The sequence below is a fragment of the Streptomyces sp. NBC_01294 genome, from assembly GCF_035917235.1.
Taxonomy (GTDB): domain Bacteria; phylum Actinomycetota; class Actinomycetes; order Streptomycetales; family Streptomycetaceae; genus Streptomyces; species Streptomyces caledonius.
The window spans coordinates 6,783,965-6,800,214 of record NZ_CP108423.1 but is presented as its reverse complement, the minus strand read 5'-3'; the positions used below and the strand labels follow the sequence as shown (position 1 = coordinate 6,800,214).

Here is a 16,250-nt window from a genome sequence, read left to right as displayed (position 1 = left end):
CCACCCCGTGCGGGGGGGCGGCGCGGGGCTCGCGTCAGGAGGTGACTGCGCTGCGGCGGAACATGCGGGTCGCCGTGATCTCGCCGTGGATGGTCTCCTCGTCCGGGGACTGCTGCGGCAGACCGGGGCGGAGGTGCTCCTCGACGCTGATGTACTTCAGGCCCGCCCGCAGGTCCGCGTCGTTGCGCAGGCGGATCACCAGCGGGAACTCGGCGAGGGCCGTGGTGTCGAACAGGCCGGTCGTGTAGAGCAGCTGGACGCCGAGCGCGTCGGAGACGGCCCGCTGCAGCTCCAGCAGGTACGTGGCGTTCGCGCGGCCGATCGGGTTGTCGAGGAACAGCGTGCCCGCGTGGCGGTGCTTGTCGCGGCCCCGGTCGTTGCTGCGCAGCGCGGCCATCGTGCAGTACAGCGCGATCGCGGCGGTGAGCAGCTGCCCGCCGGAGAACACGTCGCCCATCTGCCCCACCGGCACCCGCTCGGCGCGCAGCACCGCGTCCGGCTTGAGGATCTCCACGGCGATGCCCTTGGGTTCGAGGGCCGCCTGGACACCCCTCAGCAGCAGGGACATGCCGTCGCGGCGGCCCTCGCCGAAGGAGGCGCTGCTGTTCTTCTTCACGGCCGCACGGGTCGCCTCGTCGATGACCTCGCCGAGCCGCTCGGTGAGCGTGGCCTGGTCCGGCTCCTCGAAGCGGATCCGCAGGAACTCCTGGCCCGACCATTCGCCGAGGCCTTCCGGCAGCTGGGAGAGGCGCTGCGCGGAGCGGAGCGTGGCCAGGGCCGATTCGACGAGGCCGCGCAGGCGGTCGACGATGCTGTCGCGGTTGCGCTCCAGCTGCGCCAGTTCGTCGGTGAGGACGCGCAGCCGGGGGGCGAAGGCCGTGGCCCAGGCCGCCGCGTGCTCGGGCAGGGCGGAGGCGGGCAGTTCGCGGATCTGCTGGCGCGCGGGGGTGCGTACCTGCTCGTAGCGGGTGGCGTTGGCGTGCCGGACCAGGATGTCGCTCGCCTCGCGCACCGCGGACTCGGCGGCCGAGAGGTCGGCCGCGCAGCCGCGCAGGGAGCGGCGGGCCTCGGTGGCCGACTGGCGGGCCTCCTCCAGGGTGCCCGCGTGGGCCACCGGCTCCTGCTCGTCGTCCTGGTGGGTGTGGTCGCGGAGCAGGTCGCGCAGCAGCGCCGCGGTCTCGTCGAAGCCGCCGGCGCCGTCCTCGGCGGTGCGGTGGGCGCGCAGCAGGTCCGCGTGGGCGGCCCGGGCGCCCTCCACGGCCGCGGAGTGGGCGGCGAGCTGGGCGGTGGCGGTGCGCAGCAGGGCCTGGGCCTGCTCGACGTCCCCGGGGATCAGTTCCTCGGGCAGCTCGGTGTGCGCCTCGCCCTCGGCGGGGGCGTGCCGTTCGGCCTCGCCGCGCAGCCGGCCGAGCTGCTCGCTGGCGGTGGACGCGCGAGTCTCCAGCATCTGTACGAGGGACTCGGCGCGGGCCGCCGCGGCCTGCCGGGAGGGGCCGTCGGCACCGTCGGTGCCCTCGAGGAGCTGGGCGGCGCGGGTACGGACCTTGTTGGTGAGGCGGTCGAGTTCGGCCAGGGCGGCGCTCTCGTCGCTCTCGGCGCGGGCCTGTTCGGCGCGCAGGTCGGCGCCGACGCCGACCTTCTCGTAGAGCTGGGAGGCCGCGCGGTAGGCCTCGCGCAGGTCGGGCAGGGGTGCGCGCGGGCCGCCGTCACCCTCGGGCAGCTGGTCGGGGGCGCCGGCGATCTCGGCACGCTCGGCGCGCAGGGCACGGGCGGTGCGGCGGGCGTCGTCGGCGGCGCGCTGGGCGGCGCGGCGGTCCTCGTCGGCGGCGCGGGCCCGGTCCAGGCAGACCTCGGCGCGGGCCTCGGACTCGGCGGCGTCGTCGGCGAGTTCGCGGAGCCGGGCCTGCCAGCCGGCGCGCTCGCGCAGCCGGAAGGCGAGCCCGGCGAGGGCGTCGGCGGCTCGGCGGACGCGCTGGGCGTGGTCTTGGCGCTCCTCGCGGACGCGGGCGGCGTCGGCGGCGGCCTCGTCGGCCTCGGCGCGTACGGTACGGGCCTCCGCGAGCTCGGCGTCGGTCTCCTCGGCGAACATCCGGGCGGCCGCGGCCTGCTCGGCGAGCTCGGTGAGGCGGCCGGGCGGGCAGCCGGTGCGCCAGGACGCCAGGCGGGCGGCGAGCTCGCGGTCACCGGCGAGGCGGGCGGCGAGGTCGCGGATCTCGGTGTCGCGGGCGCCGGCCCGGGCGCGCAGCGCCTGCCGCTCCTCGTCGGCGGCGTGCTCGTCGTGCATGGCCGGGTTCGGCGAGACGATGAAGATGTCGGCGACGGCCGTGTCGCCGTGATCCGGGGGCAGGGGGGCCAGCAGGGCCGCGGCCGTGCCGACGGCGACGGTGGAGCGGGGCAGCAGGGCCGCGCCGGAGAGGACCTCGCGGGCCCGGCCGTGGGTGTCGGGGTCGGTGATGACGACGCCGTCGACGAGTTCGGGGCGGGCGGAGAGGACGGCCGCGTGGTCGGCGGGGTCCACGGACTGGGCGAGGTAGCGCCAGCCGGGCAGGGCCGGGATGCCGTGTTCGCCGAGGTACTCGACGGTGGCGAGGACGTCGGGGCCGGGCGGCAGCAGGCCGCCGTCGCCGAGCGCGCCGAGGATGCGGGCGTCGTCGGCGGCGGCGGTGCGCAGCTCGAACAGCTGGCGTTCGGCGGAGGTGACGCCGTCGGTCAGCATGCGGCGCAGGTCGTCGGCGTTGCGGTCGAGGTCCTCGACGGTGAGCCCGCCGGCCGCCGGGGCGGGGGCCTGGGCCGCGCCCGGCGCCGCGGAGCCGACGCCGGCGGGCGCGGCCGGGCCGTCGCCGGAGCGCGGGTGCGGGAACGGTGCCGGGGCCGATTCCCGGGCGTCCGGGAGGCCCAGGAGGGCCGCCAGGCGGGGGGCTGCGGCAAGGGAGGCGGCGGCGCGGTGCTCGGCGTCGTGGGCCGCCTCGGCGGCGTCTGCGGCGTCGGCCGCGCGGGCGGCGGTGAGTTCGGCGCGGGATTCCGCCGCGGCGGCTTCGCGGGAGGCTTCGGCGGCGGCGCGCGCGGCTTCCCGGGACTCGTCCCAGGCTGCCACGGCGGTCTTCTCGGCGTCGGTGGCGGCGAGCGCCGCGCGGGCCGGGTCGGCGTCGGGGGCGGTGTCGTCGAGCCAGCCGGCCCGGACGGCCTCGGCGGTCTCCTGCTGGACCTCGGCCAGGCGCGAGCGGAGGTGCTCGGCCTCGCTGCGGGCCCGCTGGGCGGCCGTGGCGGCGGCGGTGGCGTCGCGGTGGGAGTCCTCGCCGGTGGCCTGGAGGGCGGCGGAACGCTCCTCCTCCTCGTTGGCGAGCCGCTCGCCGTGCTCGGCGGCCGTGTGCAGGGCCCGTACGAGCTCGCCGGCGGCCGTGGCGCGGGCGGCCAGCGCCGGGGCGGCGTCCCGCTCGGCCTCCAGGATCGCGGCGGCGACGCGGGCGGAGCGGTCGGCGGCGGCACGGTGGCGCAGCACGATCTCGGCGGCCTGCCAGGCGGAGTGCAGCGTGCGGGCTTCGAGGAGCTCGCGGCGCTGCGCGGCGGCGGCCTTGTCGGCGACGGTCAGGGCCAGCGAGGCGTGCCGGTAGGCGAGTTCGGCGGAGACGGCGGCGCTGCGGGTGCGGGCGGACTCGGCGGCGGTGACCTCGTGGGCGGCGCCGGTGACCCGCTGGGCGAGGTCGGCGGCCCGGCCGCGCTCCTCGGCGGCGCGGCCGGACAGCCGCCGGGCGAGGGTGCGCGTACGGCGTTCCGCGCCCGCGTGGACGTCGCGCAGCCGGGAACGGGCCTGGGCGGCCTCGACGATCCGGGTGAGCAGGTCCACCGAGCCGGCGGTGAAGTCGCGTTCGGCCATCAGCTCGGCGCGGCGGCCGAGTTTGTTGCCGAAGCCGTGGACGAGGTCGGCGAGGCCGTCCGTGTCGCGGGTGTCGGTGACGGCGCGCAGCAGGAGGTCGGTGAAGTCGGAGTCCTTCTTGACCGCGAAGAGGCCGGCCGCCTCGCCCTCGTCGGCGTTCATCTCGCGCTGGTAGCGGAAGAGTTCGGGGTCAAGGCCGAGTTCGGTGAGGTGCTCGTTCCAGCGGTCGTGGATCTCCTCGAAGTACACCTCGAGGTGCGGGTACGCCTTGCCGGCCTCGGTGAGGGCGTCGCGGAAGCCCTTCATGGTGCGGCGGCGGCCCTGGGCGCCGGAGGCGCCTTCGACGGGCGCGCGCACGGCGGTGGCCTCGGCGACCGGCAGGCTGTCGAGGCTCAGGCCCGGGCCGGGGCGGAAGGAGTACCAGGCCTCGGCGAACTTGCGGGGGTCGTTGGAGACCTGGCGGCCGCGCCATTCGCTGACCTTGCCGACGACCACGCACTCGCCGGTCTGGGTGTGCTGCCACTCCAGGGCGACGTGGCCGCAGTCGTCGGCGAGCAGGAACTTGCGCAGCACGCCGGAGCTGGCGCCGCCGAGGGTGTTGCGGTGGCCGGGGAGCATCACCGAGAAGATCAGCTTGAGCAGGACGGACTTGCCGCCGCCGTTCTCCAGGAAGAGCACGCCGGCGGGCGCGGGGCGGCGCGGCGGGCCGGTGGGCTCGTCCTCGAAGAACTCCGCCTGGGTCGGCGCCGGGTGGGGCACCGGCTCGCCGACTCCGCGCAGGTCGAGCACGGTGTCGGCGTAGCGCGCACCGGCGGGCCCGATGGAGTAGAGGCGGATCCGGGACAGCTCGTACATGGCGGCGGACTCTCGTGGTGTCTGGGTGAGGCGGGACGTACGGGGATCGGGGCTCGGGCCGAGGATCAGGCGTGGAACGGGAGTCCGGCGTCGGCGGCCAGGTCCAGGTCGTCGCCCTCGGGCGGCGGCAGGAGGGTGGCGGAGCCGTCGCTGACGGGGACCACGCCGAGTTCCAGGAGCTCGGCCATGGCCGCGCTGCCCGCCATGTCGCGGACCTGGAGCTGGTAGCGGGGGGTGGTGCGGTAGGTGCCGCCGGACTCGTCGCCGGTGCGCTGGAGGAAACCGGATTCGGTGAGGAAGGCGGCGGCCTTGCCGACGATGCCGGTGGTGGAGCCGGCGAGGCGGCGGGCGTCCTTGGTGGCGCCGGTCGCGCTGCGGCGGGCGTAGACGCGCCAGGCGGCCTCCAGGCCGGGGGCGTCCGAGGCCGGGTCGGTGTTCTCGCCGAGTTCCTCGGCGCGCTCCTCCAAGCGGCGGCAGGTCTGCCGGACGAAGGCGTCGACGCCGTTGACGGTGATGCGGCCGATGTAGCCGTCGTCGGCGAGGTCCTCGGGGCGCGGGAACGCGAGGGCTGCGACGGCCAGGTGGGCCAGGCCGTGCAGGAAGCGGTCCGCGGAGTCGGCGGCGGTGCGGCGGGCGTAGTCGCCCATCCGGACGGCGAAGACGGAGTCCTCGCCGGCGGCCACGGCCATGCCGGCGCGCGGCGAGACCTCCAGGACGATCAGGCCGAGGCCGGTGGCGACGGCGTCGGCGAGGCGGCCGAAGGCGGGGTCCTCGCGGTAGCGGCGGAGCAGCTCGGCGTACTCGGCGTCACGGGCGGGGAGCAGCTTGGGCTGCAGCCCGAAGGCGACGAGCCGGGCCGCGTCGGCGGCGTCGGCGGGGGTCACCGCGGGGTTCGCGGCCGCGACGGGGGTGGCGGGAGCCGCGGGCTCGCTCCACGCGGGGTGCTCGGCGTGGTGGTCGCTCACGGGTGGGTCTCCTCGGCGGTGCGGGTGGTTCGGGTGCGGGTGCAGGTGTCCCTGGCGGCGGCTCCGCCCGATTCGGCCCTGCCGGTGTGCCTCGTGCCGCGCGGGCACGTCGGCAGCGGCTCGGCCAGCTTCAGCCTCGCCGGCGTTTGAGGCGCGGGGTCCGGGGCGGCGCCCCGCTCTTTAAGCCTCGCCGGCGTTTGAGGCGCGGGGGCTGGGGCGGCGCCCCGGGAAACCCGGCTCCGCCGGGCACCGGGCTCTGCCCGGACCCGCGCCTCAAACGCCGGCGAGGCTGAAGCTGGCCCCGGCGAAGCTGGGATCGGTCCAGGCAGGCCCGGGCTTGGCGCCGGCGAGGCTGAATTCGGCCGCGTCCAGGCTGGGCCGGTCAGGGCACGCGTGGTCATGCCGCCTCCGCGCGGTCGGCGGCCATGCCGGCGGCGTCCAGGAGGGCGGTGCCGACGATGAGGTCGGCGCCGCCGAACTCGGGGTCGTCCAGCTGCGTGCCGTCGTCCACCGCGAAGAGCAGGCGCTCCTCCCCCTGGCGGTACGCCGTGCCGACGGCCGGGCTCGCCGCGTGGACGGCCAGCAGGGCCACCAGGTACGGCAGGTCCGGATCGCTGCGGCGGGCCTCCGCGAGGAGCCCGGACAGCCGGCGCGGGGCGTCGTGCGGGAGGTCGAGGAGCTGCATCGCGGCGGCGAGCTGCTCCTCGCTGAAGCGGCTGTCGTCCGGGGTGGCGATGAGGTCCGGCTCGGGCATCTCGGCGCCGAGGTGCTCACGCTCCACGGGCGGGGTGAGCAGGATCTCGACCAGGTCGGACACCCGTACCGAGACGGGCGTGCGCAGCCCGGCGCCGGCGGCGAAGAAGGCGCCGGTCACCCGGCGTGCCTGCTCCAGGGGCAGCGGCAGGAGCGGGGCGACGAGCTGGCCGTACAGGTCGATGCCGGAGCGCGGCGCCGGGGCCGCGAAGGCCTGGCGGTCCTGCTCGGCGCGGAACAGCGGGCCCGCGTCCAGCAGCCGGGACTGGAGCTGGGTGTGACGGCGGATGCAGTCCTTGACGATGTCGACGAGCTCGGCCGCGCGGCGCTTGTTCTCCGGCTCCTCCGCCTCGTCGCGCGCCTTGCGGATGTTGGTCAGGATCGCGTTCTCGTGGCGGTAGCGGTCGGCGACGTGGTCGAGGGCCTCGGCGATCATGTCGGGAACGGCCTGGAGCCAGTCCACCGCGCGGACGTTGCGCCGGGTGGCGTCCAGGGTCCGGCGCAGGGTCTCGGCGTACTGGACGGTCCGGTAGCGGGCCTGTTCGGCGGCCAGCTGGGCGTCCGCCAGCCGCCCGCGGCTGATCAGCACCTCCAGCTTGACCTCGGCGGCGATCTGGGCGCTCGTGACGTCGGTGTCCAGGGCTCCGACCAGCACGTTGACGGCCTCGTCGGTGGTGCGCAGGTAGACCACGCCGCCGTGGCCGGGGACCTCTTCGATCAGCTTGAAGTCGTAGTCCCGGCGGACGTACACCCCGTCCGGGCCGAAGGTGCCGTAGATCGCGCGGAAGCCGCGGTCGACGCTGCCGACGTTGATCAGGTTCTCCAGCACCCAGCGGGCCACCCGCTCGTGCTCGGCCACCGGGCGGGACGGGGCCTGGGCCGCGACGCGCGGCAGCAGCCTGGCCACTATCTGCTCGTGGTCGGCGCCGGTGTCGAAGTCCATGTTGAGCGTGACCAGGTCGATCGCGGCCAGCGCGACCTCCGCCATCGCGTAGATCCCGTACTCGCCCGCCAGATTGGCCTTGCGTACGTCGAGGTCGTGCAACGGGGCGGTGCAGGCGAGGGCGCGCAGCCGCCGGGCCAGGCCCTCGTCGGCGGCCGGGCCCGGCGCCGGGGACGGAAGGGTCTTCGCCGGGGCGGGGAGAGTCACGGACAAAGAGTAGGCGCTGTCACGGACAACAACCCAAACGGCATGGTTCGGGCGGATCGTCCCCGCGGTCGGGAGGACGGCCCGCCCGCTGTTCTACGCTCACCGCATGGCTTCCATGATCACACCTCCGGCGGCGGCGATCGACCTCAACGCCGACCTCGGCGAGGGCTTCGGGCGCTGGACGCTCACCGACGACGAGGCCCTGCTCTCCGTGGTGACGAGCGCGAACGTGGCCTGCGGCTTCCACGCCGGGGACCCGTCCATCATGCGCCGGGTCTGCGAACTGGCCGCCGAGCGGGGCGTACGGATCGGCGCGCAGGTCTCCTACCGCGACCTGGCCGGCTTCGGGCGGCGCTCCATGGACGTGCCCGCGGGCGAGCTGGCGGACGAGGTGGCCTACCAGATCGGTGCGCTGGAGGTGTTCGCGCGGGCGGCCGGCTCCCGGGTGTCGTACGTGAAACCGCACGGTGCGCTCTACAACCGCACCGTGCACGACGCCGACCAGGCCGGCGCCGTGGTCGCGGGCGTCCGGCTGGCGGCCGGGTCCGGTGCCACGGGCGGCCTGCCGGTGCTGGGGCTGCCCGGGTCACTGCTGCTGGCGGCCGCCGACGAAGCCGGGCTGGCGCCCGTACCGGAGGCCTTCGCCGACCGCGCCTACACCCCGGCCGGGACGCTCGTGCCGCGCGGCGAGCCGGGATCGGTGCTGCACGACCCGGACGCGGTGGTCGCGCGGGCCGTGCGGATGGCGGCCGAGGGGGCGGTGGCGGCGGCCGACGGGTCGCAGGTACGCGTCGCCGCCCGCTCGCTGTGCCTGCACGGGGACACCCCGGGGGCGGCCGGGCTCGCCCGGCGGGTCCGCGAGGCGCTGGGCGCGGCCGGGGTCCGGGTGGAGGCCTTCGCGTGAGGACCCTCGTGGTGGGCGGCGAAGCGCTGCTGATCGAGCTCGACTCGGCCGCGGAGGTGGCCGCGCTCCACGCCGAACTGCTGCGGCGGCGGGACGCCGGCGAGCTGGGCGCCGTACGCGACCTCGTGCCGGCGGCGCGGACCGTGCTGCTGGACGGGGTACGGGACCCGGCCGCGCTCGGCGCCCGGATCGCGCGGTGGGAGGTGCCCCCGCTCGCGGAGACCGAAGGGCCGCTGGTCAGCGTCCCGGTGCGGTACGACGGGCCGGACCTGGAGGAGGTGGCCGAGCGGTGGGGGGTGTGCCCGCAGGAGGTCGCGGGGATCGTCGGCGGCACCGTCTTCCGGGTGGCCTTCTGCGGTTTCGCCCCCGGCTTCGGCTATCTGACGGGGCTCGCGGAGCGCTTCCACCTGCCCCGCCGGGACACGCCCCGCACGGCCGTCCCGGCGGGTTCGCTGGCCCTCGCCGGCGAGTACGCGGGGGTGTACCCGCGCTCCTCCCCCGGCGGCTGGCAGCTGATCGGCTCCACGGACGCGGTGCTCTGGGATCCGGGGCGCGAACCGGCGGCGCTGTTCGCGCCGGGGGTCCGGGTGCGGTTCACGGAGGGCGGCGGCCGTGGCTGAGCTGCTCGTCGTGCGGCCGGGGGCGCTGACCACGGTCCAGGACCGGGGGCGCCCGGGGTACGCGCACCTGGGGGTCCCCCGCTCGGGAGCGCTGGACACGGCGGCGTACGCGCTGGCCAACCGGCTGCTCGGCAACCCTCCGGACGCGGCGGCGCTGGAGACGACCCTCGACGGGGTCGGGCTCCGGGCTCTCGCCGCGACGACGGTGGCGGTCACGGGCGCGCCCTGTTCGGTACGGATCTCCGGTCGCCCGGTGGCCTGGGGGGCTCCGGTCAGGCTCCCGGCCGGGGCGGAGCTCGAGGTGGGCCGGGCGGAGTCCGGGCTGCGCGGCTACGTCGCGGTGCGGGGCGGCCTGGCCGTCCCGCCGGTCCTGGGCAGTCGCTCCACGGACCTGTTGTCGGGCCTGGGCCCGCCGGTCCTGTCGGCCGGGATGCCGCTGCCGGTGGGGCCCGCCGGGCCGGACCCGGCCCCGGGGGCGGACGCCTGCGGCCTGCCCGGGGCGCCCGCGGAACTGCTGCTCCCGCTCCGCCTCGGCCCCCGGGCGGACTGGTTCACCGGAGACTCCCTGTCCGGGCTGTGGCGTTCGGCGTTCCGGGTGTCGGCGCGGTCCAACCGCATCGGCCTGCGCACCGAGGCGGGGGCCCCGCTGGTCCGGAGCCGGGCGGGCGAGCTGCCGAGCGAGGGCATGGTGCTGGGCGCGGTCCAAGTCCCCCCGGACGGCCTGCCGGTGGTGTTCCTGGCCGACCATCCCGTGACGGGCGGCTACCCGGTGGTGGGCGTGGTCCCGCCGGGCCCGGCCCTGGACGCGGCGGCGCAGGCCCGGCCCGGGATCCCGGTGCGGTTCACGAGGGCCCGATGAAACGTTCGAGGGGGCTGCGGCCAAGTACGGAGTGAGGGGGCCGGCCGGGTCCCCCACGCAGGGGAGGAACCGGGTGCGCAGCCCACGACACGAGACCGGACCGCCGGATCTCACCACGCCCGAGGGGTTCGGCGCGTTCTACGAGGAACACATCGACGCGGTGCTCGGGTTCGTCACCCGACGGGTCGCCGACCCGCACCTGGCGGCGGATCTGACGGCCGACATCTTCCTCGCCGCGATGGGCTCGGCCTCCGGCTATCGGCCCAGCAGGGGAGCGCCGATCGCCTGGCTGTTCGGGATAGCCCGCAACGTCCTGTCGGGCCACGCCCGCGGACTGGCCCGCGAGAGCGGCGCGCTGGCGCGGCTGAGCGGGCGCCGGCTCCTCGACGAGGAGGACGTCGCCGCGCTGGAGGAGCGCATCGACGCCGAGCGGGCCTTCCGCGACCTGGCCGAGCGCCACGCCGCCCTGTCCGAGCCGCTGCGCGCCGCCCTCGACCTGGTCGTGCTCGACCAGCTCACCCCGGCCGAGGCCGCACAGGCCCTCGGCGTCACCCAGGCGACGATCCGCGTCCGCCTGCACCGGGCCCGGCGCGCCCTGCGCGGCCCGGGCTCCGTCACCGAACACCAGTTGGAGGTAGCCCGATGAGCACCCGGCCCAGCGGCTTCGAGGACCGGCTGAAGGCCGCGCTCCTGGCCCGCCTCCCCGAGGTCCCGCCCGCGGCCCCCGCCCGGTCCTTCGCCCGGCGCTACGGCGTCCCCCTCGCGGTGGGCGTCGCCACGGCATCCGTGGTCACCGTCATGGCGCTGCCCGGCAGCACCCGCAACGGCCCGCTGCCGGCCGGATCGCCGAGTGCCGCGCCCGAGATCAAGAAGGATCCGGACGGATCACTCCGGTTCGGCCTGCCCAAGAACGACCAGATCCCGGCCCTGGTGGACCGGCTCAAGGCCCTGGGGGTCCAGGTCGCCCTGGTCCCGAAGCGGCCGCCGTCCCAGTGCTCCGAGCCCGGCGGCGGGGGCCGCGGTCCGCAGGCCGATCCCGAGGCCGAGGTCCTGCAGCGCGGCGATGACGACTTCGTCCTCAAGGTCAACGCGAAGACGGTCCCGCCGGGCCACACGCTCATGTTCACGTGGGCGGACTACCACCCGCTGGGTGCGCGGGGGGTCGGCATCGGTGTGGTCGAGACCTCCAAGGTCCCGTCCTGCGCGGTCGACTACTCCGAGGGCCTGGACGAAGCGCTGAAAGCACGCTCCGAGCCCCCGAAGGACCCCGGCAAGACGATCGAGGTCGCCGTGCCGACGCCTGCCGAACTGCCCGCGCTGGTGCAAAGGCTCCAGGCGCAGGGGGTCAGGGTCGCGTTGGTCGAGAAGAAGCCCGCGTCGGAGTGCACGCACATGGGTGGCGGGTACCGCGGTACGCAGGCCGACCCCGAGGCCGAGCTGGGCTTCGGGAGGGACACGCTGAAGATCAACTCGAGGACGGTCCCGCCGGGGTACACGCTCGTGTTCACCAAGCCGGCGAACCCGTCGAGCCCTCACGCGAGCGTCGGGTACGGCGTGAAGGAGACGTCGAAGGTCACGCCCTGCGAGATCGACTTCTCCCCGAGCGACGAGGAGCGGGCCAGGATGAACGCGGAGCTGCAGGACAAGCTCAAGGAGCAGCAGGGCGTCCCGGTCGCACCGCCGGCCGGCACGTCCTCGCGGTAGGACCGGACTCCGCCGTCCGCCCCGGCCCCAGGAGGGCCGGGGCGGACGCGCGTGCGCGAGCCGGCACGCGCTCCGCCCGACGGGCGTTCCCCGCCGTTCCCCGCGCCCGGGCCCGCCACCGCGGAGCCCGGGTTCCGGGGATCGCCTCCCCGAAGGGTCCTACACGGCCGACTCCGGGGCGTCGATGCGGCTGCGTACCGCGGACTGGACGTCCTCTTCCTCGGCGGGGTCGGCCGCCAGGTGCCGCAGCCGGGGTGCCACGCGGGCGTCGGCCGTCTCCGCGTGCCGGGCCGCCACCTCGCGGGTGGTCTCCTCGCAGTCCCAGAGGCATTCGACCGCGAAGCCCGCCGCGAAGGAGGGGTCCGTGCTGGCGAGGGCCCGCGCGGCCCGGCCGCGCAGGTGGGACGAGGCCGTCTCGCGGTAGACGTGGCGCAGTACGGGGGCCGCGCAGGCGATGGCGAGGCGGCCCGCCCCGTCCACCAGGGCGAACAGGAGCCGGGTGTCGGGGCCCGAGCCGCGGACCGTGGAGCGCAGGGCGCCCAGGACCAGGGCCGCGTCCTCGGCTCCGCCGCGGGCGGCCAGGATGGCCGCGGCTGCCGCGCCCAGGGCGTCGGGGCGGTGGATCCAGCGCCGGGCCCGTTCGACGGCCTCAGGGCCGCACATGCGCTCGTAGGCGGCCACGGCGGGCTCGTCGGCGGCGGCTTCGATGAGGTCCAGCACGGCCGGGTTGTCCGGTTCGGCGAGGACCAGGTGGTGCAGGGCCGTGGCGCGGGCCGCCTCGCCGGAGGCGCCGGCGGCGGCCGCGAGGATCGCGGCGCGGTCCTCGGGCGCCGCCACGGCGGCCAGGCATCTGGCGGCGGGGACGTGCAGGGGCGTGCCGCGGCTCAGGCCGTCGGCGGCCCAGTCGAAGACGGCCTGGACGCCCCAGCCGGGCCGGGGGCCGCTCGGGGTGAGCTGACGCTGCCAGCGGTCGAAGGAGCCCTGCTGACGGGCGGCGCGCAGGCGCTCCCCGTACTGCGGCGACTCCTCCCACAGGCACCAGGGCCGGGGCTCGTAGGCGTCGCGGACGGCGGCGGCCAGCCGCGCCTCGCCCTCCGCCGTGGCGGGGAAGCGGGCGAGCACGGGTGCGGCCAGGGACCGCAGCCCCTCGTCGTCGTCGCGCAGGGCCAGCTCGTCGAGGGCCCAGGCCCAGTTCGCCCCGGAGGCGGCGTACCGGCGCAGCAGCATGAGCGCGTCGTCGCGGCCGTACGAGGCCAGGTGGCCCAGGACGGACAGGGCGAGGCCCGTCCGGTGGTCCTCTTCGTCGACAAGGTCGTCGGGGCTGAAGAGGTGGGCCTCGATCTCGCCCAGGGGACCGGCGAGGTCCAGGTACAGCCGGGCGTAGTACAGGGAGCGGTTCTCGACCTGCCAGTCCTGGCGCGGGTCGCGGAGCACGCACTGGTCGAGGGCCTCGAGGGCCTCCGCCCTGGGTGCCGCGAGTGCGTGCAGCGTGCCGTCGCCACGGCCCCGCTGGAGGAGCCCGAGCAGGGTGCCGCTCGGCGCTATGACTGGTTCGAACATGGGAATGGCCTCAAATCAAGCTGGGGACGCAACCGGGAATCGGGATTCACAGGGCCGCGTAACAGCATGTGAGGACGTCCGCCGTCATGTTCCGCTCGATGTAGACCATTGCCTTCTCACTCTCGTCGGTGCTTCGTGATCATGGGTAGCCGGTTGCGCAGGCCCGGGCCGGGACACCCTTCGTGTCCTGCCCGCTCCTGCCCGTCCCCCGTGCTCGCGAATCGAATCCGACGCCATGATGACCCAGCCGGTTTGTGCACCGCGACCACATTTACGGCCGCCGTGATCAACCTGTGAGGTCGGGACCCGGACGGGCCCGGCCAGATGCCCGGCAAAAACGGACTACTCGGCTCCGAAAAGTTCCAGCAGGTCGGCCTTGGCGAACATGCGCGCCGTGTCCACGGCGGAGGGGGTGCCGGCCTTCGGGTCGGCCCCTCCGGCGAGCAGCGCGCGGATGACGGCCTCCTCGCCCTTGAAGACCGCTCCGGCGAGCGGGGTCTGGCCGCGGTCGTTGGCACGGTCGGCCTCGGCGCCGCGGGCCAGCAGGGCCGACACGGCGTCGGCGTGGCCGTGGTAGGCGGCGAGCATGACGAGGGTGTCGCCGCGGTCGTTGGTGAGGTTCGCGGGGACACCGGCGTCGAGGTAGGCGGTGAGCGTCTCGGTCTCGCCCTGGCGGGCCAGGTCGAAGATCTTGGTGGCCAGTTCGATGACGTCCTCGTCGGGGCCGTCCTGGGAAGCGGGGCCTTCTGCGGCGTGCTCGCTCATCGTTCGTACCGCCTTTCACTCGGTGCTGACATGACCCGCCCCGAAGACCCGGCCCCGGGCCGGGCGGGCAGGGGGGTGCACGGCGCTGCGTCCGTACGGGTGAATCGCCAGGGTAGCGCCCTGGCCTGCACATGTCCGGGTCGGGCCGAGGCAAGGATCAGCCTCGACCCCCTGCGCGCCGGACGCGCCAGCCGGGGTGAGCCGGTCAAGTGAAAAACCTCTGAATTCACCCGTATGCACCTTTTGTCGCATTGATACTTCCTGTGAGCCTGGAACAACTGATGGTGACTGTCCCCACCAACCAGGAGAACCCCTCATGGTCCTGTCCATCTCAGGCGTAGTCCTGCTCGGCATCATCTGCTTCCTCTTCTTCAAGAAGGACGGGATGAAGCTGACGCACGCGTTCGTCTGCGCGCTCTTCGGCTTCTTCCTCGCCGGCTCCGCCATCGCCCCGAGCATCACGGCGAGCACCGCGAGCCTCGCGAGCCTCCTCGGCGGGATCAAGCTCTAGCCCGGCCATCGCGCAGAGACACCAGCAGCACCCGAAACACCCGTCACACCCACAACTCCAGGAGACGCCCGTGGCCCGGCGCCCACTTCCCCGCATCCTCAGCAGCGGCACCGCGTCGCTGGTCCGGGGCCGCGACCTCGCTCGCACGGCCGCCGACACCGCCACGGACGTCCTCCATCCGCTCCTCACCATCGGACGCGGCCTGCGCATCCTGGCCTCGGCCGGGCGGCGCAGATGGTCCGAGACCCCCAAGGACAAGCGTGGTCCCGCGCTGTTCCTGGGGGCCGCCTGCGTCCTCGTGGTCGCACTCGTCCCCTACGGCCCGCTCCTCGCCCTGATCACGCTCATGGCGGCGGCGGCCTGGCAGGGGCGCGACCGCACCCCGGTGAAGACCGGGCCCAGCGAAGCCGAGGCCGAACGGCTCGGCTCCCTCTACGAAGCCCTCGTGCCGTACTTCTCCATCCCGGAGGATCCGAGTCCGCTCTTCGCCCACGGCGGCGACTGGGACAAGGCCTTCAGCGGCTACGAGTTCGACGAGGCGGGCCGCGTCACCCGGCTCCACATCCGCTACCCGGCCTACTTCACCGATGGCGAGGCCGCCTCACGGGCCCGGATCGAGGCACTGCTGCACGCCAAGTCCGGGCGCGGACGGGAGTATCTCTTCGACTGGGACGAGGAGGGCAACCAGCTCGACCTGAGGGTGCTGGCGGCGTTGCCGACGGGCATCGCCGCCCAGCCGTTCGTCACCTCGCCCGGCGAGACCGTGCTCGGCTTCACGGACACCGGCAGCGTGCAGCGCACCCTGCCCGTCGTGGAGGGCGACGAGCCCCGCGACGTGCCGCCGGTGATCTGGCGCACCGGGCCCCGCTCCACCGAACCGCACCTGCTGGCCGTCGGCCAGCCCGGCAGCGGCACCTCCACCCTGCTCCGCTCCGTCGCCCTGCAGGCCCTGCGGCACGGGGGCGAGGTCCTGGTCGTGGACGGCGGCGGCAGCGGGGAGTACGCCTGTCTGTCCGGGCGCAGCGGGGTCATCGCCGTGGAATGCGGGCCGACCGGGGCGCAGGCCACCCTGGAGTGGGCCGCGCAGGAGACCGAGCGGCGGCTCATCGCCACCCACCGGGCCCGCGAGGGCGGGCGGCCGGCGCCCGAGGACACCCGGCGCCCGCTGTGGATCCTGCTGGACCAGCCGAGCGTGCTGGCCCACCTCGCGATCGCCGAAGGGGGCCCCGACCCGCTGGCCCAGCTGCAGGTGCCGCTGCGGCACGGGCGGCCCGCGCACGTCACGGTGGTGGTGGCCGAGCAGTTCGACCACCTGGAACTCCTGAACGACGCCGTCTGGCAGCACACCCGCGCCCGGATCGTGCTCGGGCCCGCCGCGATCCAGCAGATCGCCGACGTCCTGGGGCTGCCGCCGCACACCACCCCGACGCCCCACGTGCCGCCGGGCCGCGGCTACGCCCGGCTGGGCACGGGTCCCGTGCACCGGTTGCAGGTGCCCGCGACCCCGGACCCGTACGACGAGGCCACGCACCCGGCGTACCGCCAGGCCGTGATGGAACTCCTGCCGGAGCGGGCGGCGCCGGGCGCGGGCAGCGGCAGCACCGGCCAGGGCACGGCGAGGCCGCTCCAGGGTCAGCCGCCCGCGCAGGGCTCCGCCCTTGACGCCTCGGAGGCTCCGGAGGTGCCCGCGGAGGCACCGTGACCCCGGCGGGGAACCGGCAGCGCCGGGG

The 16,250-nt window shown here is 75.7% G+C and carries 12 protein-coding genes; 7 read left to right on the top strand and 5 right to left on the bottom strand.

The genetic code is table 11. The features are described from left to right. Positions 1 to 34: 34 nt before the first annotated feature. The 3 genes from OG534_RS30765 to OG534_RS30755 all read right to left on the bottom strand — a co-directional run bounded on the left by OG534_RS30765 (position 35) and on the right by OG534_RS30755 (position 7,597). Entirely contained in the window at positions 35 to 4,729 is a 4,695-nt protein-coding gene (locus tag OG534_RS30765) for a hypothetical protein (RefSeq protein WP_326592386.1), read from the bottom strand. A 65-nt stretch (positions 4,730 to 4,794) separates the two neighbouring features. Next, positions 4,795 to 5,694, bottom strand: a complete 900-nt coding sequence (locus tag OG534_RS30760) for a hypothetical protein (protein ID WP_326592385.1) — start codon at positions 5,692 to 5,694, stop codon at positions 4,795 to 4,797. A 397-nt stretch (positions 5,695 to 6,091) separates the two neighbouring features. Further along, positions 6,092 to 7,597, bottom strand: a complete 1,506-nt coding sequence (locus OG534_RS30755; protein WP_326592384.1) for a hypothetical protein — start codon at positions 7,595 to 7,597, stop codon at positions 6,092 to 6,094. A 115-nt stretch (positions 7,598 to 7,712) separates the two neighbouring features. On the opposite strand from OG534_RS30755, the gene OG534_RS30750 reads away from it, so the two are divergent. The 5 genes from OG534_RS30750 to OG534_RS30730 all read left to right on the top strand — a co-directional run bounded on the left by OG534_RS30750 (position 7,713) and on the right by OG534_RS30730 (position 11,684). Continuing rightward, positions 7,713 to 8,501: a LamB/YcsF family protein gene (locus tag OG534_RS30750; protein ID WP_326593950.1), complete on the top strand. Its 789-nt coding sequence runs from the start codon at positions 7,713 to 7,715 to the stop codon at positions 8,499 to 8,501. Next, positions 8,498 to 9,121: a 5-oxoprolinase subunit B family protein gene (locus OG534_RS30745; protein ID WP_326592383.1), complete on the top strand. Its 624-nt coding sequence runs from the start codon at positions 8,498 to 8,500 to the stop codon at positions 9,119 to 9,121. The genes OG534_RS30750 and OG534_RS30745 overlap by 4 nt, the downstream gene beginning before the upstream one ends. Then, positions 9,114 to 9,980: a biotin-dependent carboxyltransferase family protein gene (locus tag OG534_RS30740; RefSeq protein WP_326592381.1), complete on the top strand. Its 867-nt coding sequence runs from the start codon at positions 9,114 to 9,116 to the stop codon at positions 9,978 to 9,980. The genes OG534_RS30745 and OG534_RS30740 overlap by 8 nt, the downstream gene beginning before the upstream one ends. Positions 9,981 to 10,053: 73 nt before the next feature. After that, a complete protein-coding gene (locus OG534_RS30735) occupies positions 10,054 to 10,626 on the top strand; it encodes an RNA polymerase sigma factor (RefSeq protein WP_326592380.1) in 573 nt (190 codons plus the stop codon). Continuing rightward, the gene (locus OG534_RS30730) at positions 10,623 to 11,684 is read left to right on the top strand and encodes a hypothetical protein (RefSeq protein ID WP_326592379.1); all 1,062 of its coding nucleotides are present in this window, start codon (positions 10,623 to 10,625) and stop codon (positions 11,682 to 11,684) included. Before OG534_RS30735 ends, OG534_RS30730 begins: the two co-directional genes overlap by 4 nt. A 159-nt stretch (positions 11,685 to 11,843) precedes the next feature. Here OG534_RS30730 and OG534_RS30725 read toward each other — a convergent pair whose 3' ends face one another. Then, positions 11,844 to 13,244 carry a HEAT repeat domain-containing protein gene (locus OG534_RS30725; RefSeq protein WP_326592378.1) on the bottom strand — a complete coding sequence of 467 codons (1,401 nt, stop codon included), beginning with the start codon at positions 13,242 to 13,244 and terminating at the stop codon, positions 11,844 to 11,846. A 342-nt stretch (positions 13,245 to 13,586) separates the two neighbouring features. Further along, positions 13,587 to 14,009, bottom strand: coding sequence for an ankyrin repeat domain-containing protein (locus tag OG534_RS30720; protein ID WP_326592376.1), 423 nt, complete (start codon positions 14,007 to 14,009; stop codon positions 13,587 to 13,589). A 316-nt stretch (positions 14,010 to 14,325) separates the two neighbouring features. Between OG534_RS30720 and OG534_RS30715 the strand changes: the two genes are divergently transcribed. Beyond that, positions 14,326 to 14,520 (top strand): hypothetical protein, encoded by a 195-nt coding sequence (locus tag OG534_RS30715; protein ID WP_007262923.1) that lies wholly within the window; start codon positions 14,326 to 14,328, stop codon positions 14,518 to 14,520. Positions 14,521 to 14,590: 70 nt separating this feature from the next. Further along, complete coding sequence (locus OG534_RS30710) at positions 14,591 to 16,222, top strand: ATP-binding protein (protein WP_326592373.1); 1,632 nt, start codon at positions 14,591 to 14,593, stop codon at positions 16,220 to 16,222. Positions 16,223 to 16,250: the final 28 nt, after the last annotated feature.

What these genes read in the sequence shown, in the direction of transcription:
- OG534_RS30765 (WP_326592386.1), bottom strand. Translation starts at nt 4,729, where the DNA reads ATGTACGAGCTGTCCCGGATCCGCCTCTACTCCATCGGGCCCGCCGGT.
- OG534_RS30750 (WP_326593950.1), top strand. Translation starts at nt 7,713, where the DNA reads ATGATCACACCTCCGGCGGCGGCGATCGACCTCAACGCCGACCTCGGC.
- OG534_RS30730 (WP_326592379.1), top strand. Translation starts at nt 10,623, where the DNA reads ATGAGCACCCGGCCCAGCGGCTTCGAGGACCGGCTGAAGGCCGCGCTC.
- OG534_RS30725 (WP_326592378.1), bottom strand. Translation starts at nt 13,244, where the DNA reads ATGTTCGAACCAGTCATAGCGCCGAGCGGCACCCTGCTCGGGCTCCTC.
- OG534_RS30720 (WP_326592376.1), bottom strand. Translation starts at nt 14,009, where the DNA reads ATGAGCGAGCACGCCGCAGAAGGCCCCGCTTCCCAGGACGGCCCCGAC.
- OG534_RS30715 (WP_007262923.1), top strand. Translation starts at nt 14,326, where the DNA reads ATGGTCCTGTCCATCTCAGGCGTAGTCCTGCTCGGCATCATCTGCTTC.